The following is an 8,136-nucleotide window of genomic DNA, read 5'->3' as shown; positions in this document are numbered from 1 at the left end:
TTGAATATAAAGCAAAATGGTATGGCAGGACAGTAGTTTCTGTACCACGAAATTTTGCAAGTTCACAGATATGTTCAGGTTGTGGCTATAAAAACTCGCTTGTCAAAGACCTGAAAATCAGAGAATGGACTTGTCCAATCTGCAGAGAGAATCATCAACGTGATAAAAATGCAGCTGTTAATATTTTGAATAAAGGACTGCAGCAATTGCTAACTTAGTAATCTGCTTAGTTGTCATACAAAACAACCGCAGGAACTGTGGAGATAGCTTGGTACATTAGCGAATATTGGTTTGCCCTACCCAAGAATCCCCCACATCTATAGGTGGAGGGAGCGTTCAAAGAATTTGCAATGAAATCCAGATATACTATGAAAGAAATTGGAGATAGTATTTCGATAAGCGATGTGGCAGTATTCAAAATTCACAGTAAGGATTGATAAGGCTAAGGAGGATAAAATGGCTTCTATTGTGAAAAGTTTTGCAATATCAGGGGTGGAAGGGTTGAAGCTGCAATAACTGACAGCAGATATGTATTTCCACAAAAGAAAATTGTGATTAATTTAGCTCCGAGCGATTTGAAAAAAAGTGGTTCGCATTTTGATTTAGCTATTGCCCTGGGGCTGTTATTAGAGACAAATCAACTTAAGCTTTCTAAAACTGAAGAATATTGTTATGTCGGGGAATTATCTCTAAATGCAAGTCTGAGATCTTGCGCAGGTATTTTACCTATGACCATAGCGGCAAAAAAAGCTGGAATTAGAAACATTATAGTGCCAATCGATAATGTCAGGGAAGCCTCTCTTGTTAAGGGAATAAATATTTTTGGATTTGATTCTTTGATACATACGGTGGAATTTTTAGAAGGGAAAAGAGCGTATACGCCGGTTCCTGATAAGCATGTCTTCAATGAGAAGCGGGACGATGAATATCAGCTTGATTTTAAAGATGTTCAGGGACAGGATGCATTGATAGAATATATAGTTGTAGCGGCTTCTGGAGGACATAATTTGTTAATGATTGGAAGTCCAGGATGTGGAAAATCCATGATAGCCAAGCGTATTCCAACAATTTTACCAAGCATGACAGATGAAGAGGCTCTTGAGGTGACTAAAATATACAGTGTTGCAGGAATTCTCAGGGAAAAAGAGGGGTTAGTCGTTGAGCGGCCATTTAGAGCGCCCCACCATAATGCTTCTACTAATTCATTGATAGGTGGAGGCAATGATGCTACGCCTGGAGAAATTTCTCTGGCTCATAATGGAGTATTATTTTTAGATGAAATTGCTGAGTTTGGGAAGAAGACTCTCGAAGCCTTAAGGCAGCCAATGGAGGATCAGAAAGTAACTATTTCAAGGGTAAAATACACTAATACGTATCCTGCAAGTTTTATGCTTGCAGCAGCTATGAATCCATGTCCCTGTGGATTTTATGGATTTAACAAATTATTCACTGGGTAGAACCTCAAAAGAACTTCGGGAAAGAGTAGAATTCACAAGAGAGATTCAAAAGAAAAGATTTCAAAATATAAATGGGGTTAACTGTAATGCTCAAATGAATAATAGCCTGGTTAAGGAGTACTGTATGCTGGAATCAGATGGACAGAGGCTGTTACAGCTGGCGTATGAGCGATTTAAATACAGTGCAAGAACTTTTCACAAGTATCTTAAAGTAGCAAGGACATTTGCAGATATGGAAGCTTCAGATAAGATTAGAAAGAAAGATGTAGCTTCGGCGTTGATGTCAAGGGATTTAGAAAAAGACAGAACCATAATGACTGTTCTATAGGAGGAATGCCATGGAGTACTGGATTTGGTTGAGACAAATTAAGGGATTGGGGCCTGTTATAGAAAAAAGACTATTAAATAGATTCGAAACTCCTGAATTGATTTATCAGGCCTGTGAAGAGGAGCTGATGTCGGTAACAGGTGTTGGTAAAGTCTTGGCTCAAAATATAGTTTCAGCAAGGTCGTTAGATAAGGCGTATCGGATATTGGAAGAAACATATAAGAAAAACATTAAAGTACTTACATATAATGAACCGCTTTATCCAAGCCTGGCTAAGGATTATAATGAAGCACCAACGCTGTTATATTATAAGGGAAATATCAGGCCACAGATAGAAGGAGTGGCTATAGTAGGTTCAAGAAGATGTTCTGAATATGGGAAACAAATTGCAGTTACAGCTGCGGAATTTCTGGCACACAATGATATCCCTGTAATAAGTGGCATGGCAAAGGGAATCGATGGATACTCTCATACCTCTTGCTTAAAAAATGATGGATATACGATTGCTTTTTTAGGAAATGGGGTGGATATCTGTTATCCAAATGAACATATAGGCTTGATGGAAGCGATAATTGAAAATGGGGCTGTAATTTCGGAGTATCCACCTGGGACCAGGCCACGAGTGGAGTTTTTTCCGAGAAGAAATGCCCTCATAAGCAGTTGGAGTAAAAAAATATTGCTGGTTGAGGCAGCAGAAAATAGCGGAGCTCTTATTACAGCCAAGCTTGGAAAGCTTCAGGGAAGGGAGATATTTGTTCCACCACATGAAATTTACAGTATTAGCGGAAAAGGGAGCAATAAACTGATTTCTGAAGGGGCGAATATATATTTGAATCCATCTCAGCTGCTTATAAAAAACGATTTATCATCTTCAAACATTGAAAATTTGATTAAATCGGTAATCTCTGAAACTGGAGAAAAAAATCAGAAAAGAGCAGAAAAACGTGATTTGACTGCGATCGAAGAAAGAATAGTACTAACTATTACAAATATGGCAAAAACAATAGAAGAAATAGCCAGAGAAACTGATATTGACCAATTGGAATTGATTGAGCCTATATCGGTCATGGACCTGGAGGGAATTATCAGAGAGATTGCAGGCGGAAAATATGTAGCAAATTAGTAAAAGGAGCATACTCATTTTAAAGTTTTTGGGACTGGGTAGAGATCTGTTCCTTTCTTATTTTTTTGGAGCTGCAGGAATCAGTGATGCCTATTTGGTGTCTCTAACTATTCCAAGTGTCATATTTGGATTCATATTAATCGGTATTGTGAGGCATACATACCCATGCAGGGCAGGATCGTTTCGCAGTGTGGTGAAAAAGAAGGAATCAATTTTACAACAGAGATCCTGGCAATTAAATCAGGGGTCTCTTATTTTTTTACAGATTATACCAATCTATGTTATAGATGTCGCGAATATTTAGCAACATGAATTATTTGTATCTTGTATAAATAAATAATTTGAAATATAATGGTAGAAAAATAGAAACAAAATTGCAATAAATTAGAAAGAAGGGACATTATGGACAATATTGGCTTGCTAAGAAGTTATACAGAAAATAACTATCTACCATTAGAAAAAATCCGAATAGCTAAATTGTACAAAAATTTGAAAGAGTTTAAAAATATAGACATCAATGAATTTTGGAAAGAACTTTCAGATTTCAGAAAATCTATTGGGAAAAATTTGGTTTTTTTAGATAAAGAAGAACGGAATCTATTTTTCAATTACACGAAAGAATCTAGAGAGTATGTTGATTGTATAGAAAATTTAGGTCGTGATAAAATAGAGGATATAATTCCAGATGATATAAAAGAATCGGCCTTAATTGATTCATTAATAGATGAGGCATTTAGTTCATCTGTTATTGAGGGTGCGTATTCAACAAGAAAAAGAGCTCATGATATGATTATTAATAATAAACAACCTAAAAATAAAAGTGAAAAAATGATTTTGAATAATTTTAGAGCTTTAGAGTACACAATGGATAATATAGAAGAAGAACTAACACATGATATTGTTTACTCAATTTGGGAAATCCTTACGAATGAAACAATTGAAGAAGAAGATATTTGTAGTGGTTATAGAACTGGTGATGTGGAGGTTAGAAATAAGAAAGATGAACTTGTATTTGAAGGACCTTCTTCAAATGAAATTCAAGAAATGATGGAGAGTTTAATAGAATATTTTAATGGAATAGACAACACTAATCCAATTGTGAAAGCATGCATAATTCATTATTATTTTGTTTATATTCATCCTTTTTTTGATGGAAATGGAAGAACAGCAAGAGCGCTTATGCATATGTATCTAATTAGAAATGGATATGATTTTCTAAAATATTTTTCTATTTCTAAGATTCTTGTAGATAATAGAAGTAGGTACTATGAATCAATTAGAACTTGTGAAATTCATGAAAGTGATGTAACTTATTTTATTGATTTCTATACGAAACTTCTGATAGATACAATTTCTGAGATTAGGAAAAATTATTTAAATCAATTTAGCAAAAAAATTATTTTTGAATCAATTGAGATGAAAAACGTGATATTAAATGCTCGTCAAGAAAAAGTACTAAATTATTTTCTTAAAAGAACTAAAAGTAATATTGATATTAAAGAATACACTAAGAAATATCAAGTAACAACCGAAACAGCTCGTAAAGATTTGCAGATATTAGTTGATTTTGGTTTTTTTAAAAAAATAAAATCAGGGAAAAAATATTTGTATAATTTTAATGACATAAAAGAAATCATCAGTAGATTGGATAAATTATAATTTCAAGATACGGTGCCTGTCACTAACTTAAAAGATGATTTACAGGACGGTCATATGGGGACGTGCAACTTGGGTCGAGATTGATGTGCATACCTGAGAAGTCGAATCTAAGGCCACTTCCAAAAAAACATACTCATTTCAGCATTTAAATCATTTTAATTTATAAATAACGGCCAAGGTATAATATTATGAAAAAAACCGCATTTATTATCATGATAATAACAATATTTTCAAAGTTTTTAGGACTGGGAAGAGATCTGTTCCTTTCTTATTTTTTTGGAGCTGCTGGCATCAGTGATGCCTATTTGGTGTCTCTAACTATTCCAAGTGTTATATTTGGATTCATATCAATCGGTATTGTGACGGCATATATACCGATGCAGAGCAGAATCGTTTCGCAGTATGGAGAAAAAGAAGGAACCAATTTCACTAATAATTTTGTAAACATAAACCTTGTAATGGTGACGGTTATTCTCGTTGCAGGGCTTGTTTTTACTGAGCAGATAGTAAAGGTATTCGCGCTGGGATTTTCTGGGGATACTTTGGATATGACCATTAAATTCACCAGGGTGAGTCTGTTTGGGATGTATTTTTCGGCTCTGATATCAATTTTCAGTGGATACCTGCAGGTAAGAAACAATTATATAGTTCCGGCGCTGATTCCGTTTCCGCTTAACATAATTATAATTATATCTATTCTTTTTGCTTACAATGGTAATTATATAATTCTTGTATATGGCACGTTACTGGCTACTGCGGCCCAATTCCTGATGTTGATTCCTTTTATAAGGAAAGAAAACTTTAAATATAAAGCATTTATAGACTTTAAAGACGAAAATATAATAAAAACATTTTATATTGCGCTACCAGCGGTTATTGGTATATCTGTAAACTAGGTAAATACTCTGGTGGACAGGACGATTGCTTCATCTGTGGCGGTGGGTGGAATATCGGCATTAAATTATGCCGGAAGACTTAATCTGTTTATACAGGGCCTGTTTGTCAGTTCGATTATAACTGTAATATATCCAATGATTTCAGCTTATGCAGCTAAACAGGATTTTAAGGCGATAAAGAAGTCGCTTAGAGATTCTATAAATATGATTATGCTGTTTGTATTTCCGCTTATGGTTGGATCTATGGTGTTTAGCACAGAGATAGTCAGTTTGTTATTTGGCAGAGGTGCTTTTGGTCTTGAAGCCATTCAGATGACATCTACGGCCTTGTTTTACTATTCGCTGGGTATGCTGGCTTTTGGGCTTCGTGAGATTGTATCTAGGGTGTTTTATGCATGGCAGGATACAAAAACTCCTATGATCAACGCGGCTTTGGGTATGGTGCTAAACATTATACTTAATATTATACTTTCCCGTTACATGGGTATAGGCGGGCTTGCACTGGCTACCTCCATATCTGCTATATTTACTACGATATTGCTGTTTATAAGTCTTCGCAATAAGATAGGTCCATTTGGAATGAAGCAGATAATAATATCATTTATAAAAATACTTTTTGCTTCTGCATTTATGGGGATATTTGCAAAGATTTCTTTTGGATATTTACATTCGATGATTGGAAGCAACCTCGCGCTTATGATGGCTATTATTGTAGGCGGGATTTCATATATTGGAGTTATTTACTTTATGAAGATAGAGGAAGTTGATATAATAAAAAACATTGTAAAAGACAAGTTGAGAAAAAATTAAAATTAAACGAAATATTACCAATCTATCTTGACAGGTAATATTTTTTTTGATATTATGTAATCATGAAAGCATACACGCGTTTATATCGGAATGCTGGAACATTCGCCGGACGTATATGTTAAAAGGCCTTACAAAAAAGGGACCCTTCTTGTTGAAAGTAGTACCCTCGAAGACAAAAGAAGGGGCAGGCAGACAGCTTTGCTGCGGCAATACTAATGACTGTGGTATGCTAAAGGTGAGGTGAAATCTATGGAAGTGAGTTTAGAGAGTTGGATAATTTAGTTATAAAATAATTATGGCGTCATGCTTTGGCGTAAACGAGGTGTTGCAAGTGAAGATAGAAAGTTTAAAAAAAATAATCAGTAGTGGCGAAAGCGTCACTGTAGAATTCAAAGAGAGTAAAAAGAAGTTGAATAAGGATGTGTATGATTCGGTATGCGCATTTTTGAATCGTCATGGCGGGCATCTATTCCTAGGTGTTAAGGATAATGGTGATATTGTAGGCGTCGATAAAGATTCTGTAGATCAGCTGAAAAAAGATTTTGTTACATCGCTTAATAATCCACAAACTCTCAATCCTGCTTTTTACTTGGCAGTAGAAGATGTCGAAGTAGATGGGAAGACGATTTTGTATATTAACATCCCAGAGAGCTCTCAGGTGCATCGTTGTAAGGGGAAAATCTTTGATCGAAACGAAGACGGAGATTTTGACATTACCAATAATACAAATCTTGTGTCTGGATTGTACATGAGAAAACAAAGCACATATACGGAAAATAGGATTTTTCCGTATGCGGACATGGATGAGCTGGAGGAGGAGTTGTTTTCAAGGGTTCGAAAAACGGTTGGAAATATGAGACCAGACCACCCATGGTCTTCAATGGACAATATCGATATGTTGAAGAGCGCTGGAATGTATTTAAAGGATCAGAGTACAGGCAAACAAGGTATTACTCTTGCCGGAATTTTGATTTTTGGCAGTGAACTTATGATACAAACAGCTCTTCCACACTATAGAACAGATGCTATTCTGAGACGTGAAAACCTTGATCGGTATGATGATCGAGATGACATAAGGGTTAATCTATTAAGAAGTTATGAAAGACTGATGCAGTTTATATCTAAACATCTCAATGACAAATTCTATCTCGAGGGGACTCAGAGGATAAGTATAAGAGATAAGATTTTCAGGGAAGCCATTACTAATTTATTGATTCATAGAGAATTCTCTAATCCCTTCCCCGCAAAAATGGTCATAGAAAAAAATAAAGTTTATACTGAGAATGGAAATAAGCCTCATGGCAATGGAATCATTGATCCGGAGGACTTTTCACCTTATCCTAAGAATCCAAAGATTGCAAAATTCTTCAAAGAGATTGGATGGGTTGACGAGCTTGGCTCAGGAGTCAGGAATATCTATAAGTACAGCAAAATCTACTCTGGTGCAGATCCTGAATTTATCGAGGGAGACGTGTTTAAGACGATTATTCCTTTGACCGCGCAAGACACCAACCAAGATACCAACCAAGATACCAACCAAGATAATGAGGATATTAAAGGGTTACTGGAGTTTTGCAGAACTCCACGAACAAGGGAAGAGATGCAAGAGTTTATGGGGCTTAATAATAGAGGTCATTTTAGAAAGAAAATACTGAATCCTTTAATTGAAGGAGGTCTTCTCGAAATGACCCTTCCTGACAAGCCAACAAGCAGAAACCAAAAATATTTTTCTAACAGATAAAATGTGATTATGAAAGCATACACGCGTTTATACAAGGAGGTGAATACGGATGAATCCTGACAAATTTGGAGATTTCGTAACTGAAAAAAGAAAAGATAAAGATTTAAGCTTGAGAAAGATGG

6 protein-coding genes and 1 pseudogene are annotated in these 8,136 nt (G+C 35.4%); all 7 read left to right on the top strand.

Going from position 1 to position 8,136, the window contains the following annotated elements; all coding sequences use genetic code 11:
* Positions 1-218 (top strand): zinc ribbon domain-containing protein (locus G558_RS13765; RefSeq protein ID WP_084502891.1); only part of this gene is annotated, 218 nt, incomplete at its 5' end.
* A gap of 333 nt (positions 219-551) precedes the next feature.
* Positions 552-1,457 (top strand): YifB family Mg chelatase-like AAA ATPase, encoded by a 906-nt coding sequence (locus G558_RS13155; protein ID WP_051188659.1) that lies wholly within the window; start codon positions 552-554, stop codon positions 1,455-1,457.
* Positions 1,429-1,785: a magnesium chelatase subunit ChlI family protein gene (locus G558_RS14390; protein WP_242825235.1), complete on the top strand. Its 357-nt coding sequence runs from the start codon at positions 1,429-1,431 to the stop codon at positions 1,783-1,785. The genes G558_RS13155 and G558_RS14390 overlap by 29 nt, the downstream gene beginning before the upstream one ends.
* A gap of 10 nt (positions 1,786-1,795) precedes the next feature.
* Positions 1,796-2,908: a DNA-processing protein DprA gene (gene dprA / locus G558_RS0110880; protein ID WP_028830182.1), complete on the top strand. Its 1,113-nt coding sequence runs from the start codon at positions 1,796-1,798 to the stop codon at positions 2,906-2,908.
* 402 nt (positions 2,909-3,310) lie between these two features.
* Positions 3,311-4,567 (top strand): Fic family protein, encoded by a 1,257-nt coding sequence (locus tag G558_RS0110870; protein WP_028830180.1) that lies wholly within the window; start codon positions 3,311-3,313, stop codon positions 4,565-4,567.
* A 188-nt stretch (positions 4,568-4,755) separates the two neighbouring features.
* Positions 4,756-6,273 (top strand): annotated as a pseudogene (murJ, locus tag G558_RS13150) (murein biosynthesis integral membrane protein MurJ).
* Positions 6,274-6,604: 331 nt separating this feature from the next.
* Entirely contained in the window at positions 6,605-8,014 is a 1,410-nt protein-coding gene (locus G558_RS0110860) for an RNA-binding domain-containing protein (RefSeq protein ID WP_028830179.1), read from the top strand.
* The last annotated feature ends 122 nt before the right edge of the window (positions 8,015-8,136 follow it).

It is taken from the genome of Proteocatella sphenisci DSM 23131, assembly GCF_000423525.1.
Classification (GTDB): Bacteria; Bacillota; Clostridia; order Peptostreptococcales; family Filifactoraceae; genus Proteocatella; species Proteocatella sphenisci.
Note: the sequence above shows the minus strand (reverse complement) of the source record. Positions and strands in the feature narration are given on the sequence as shown.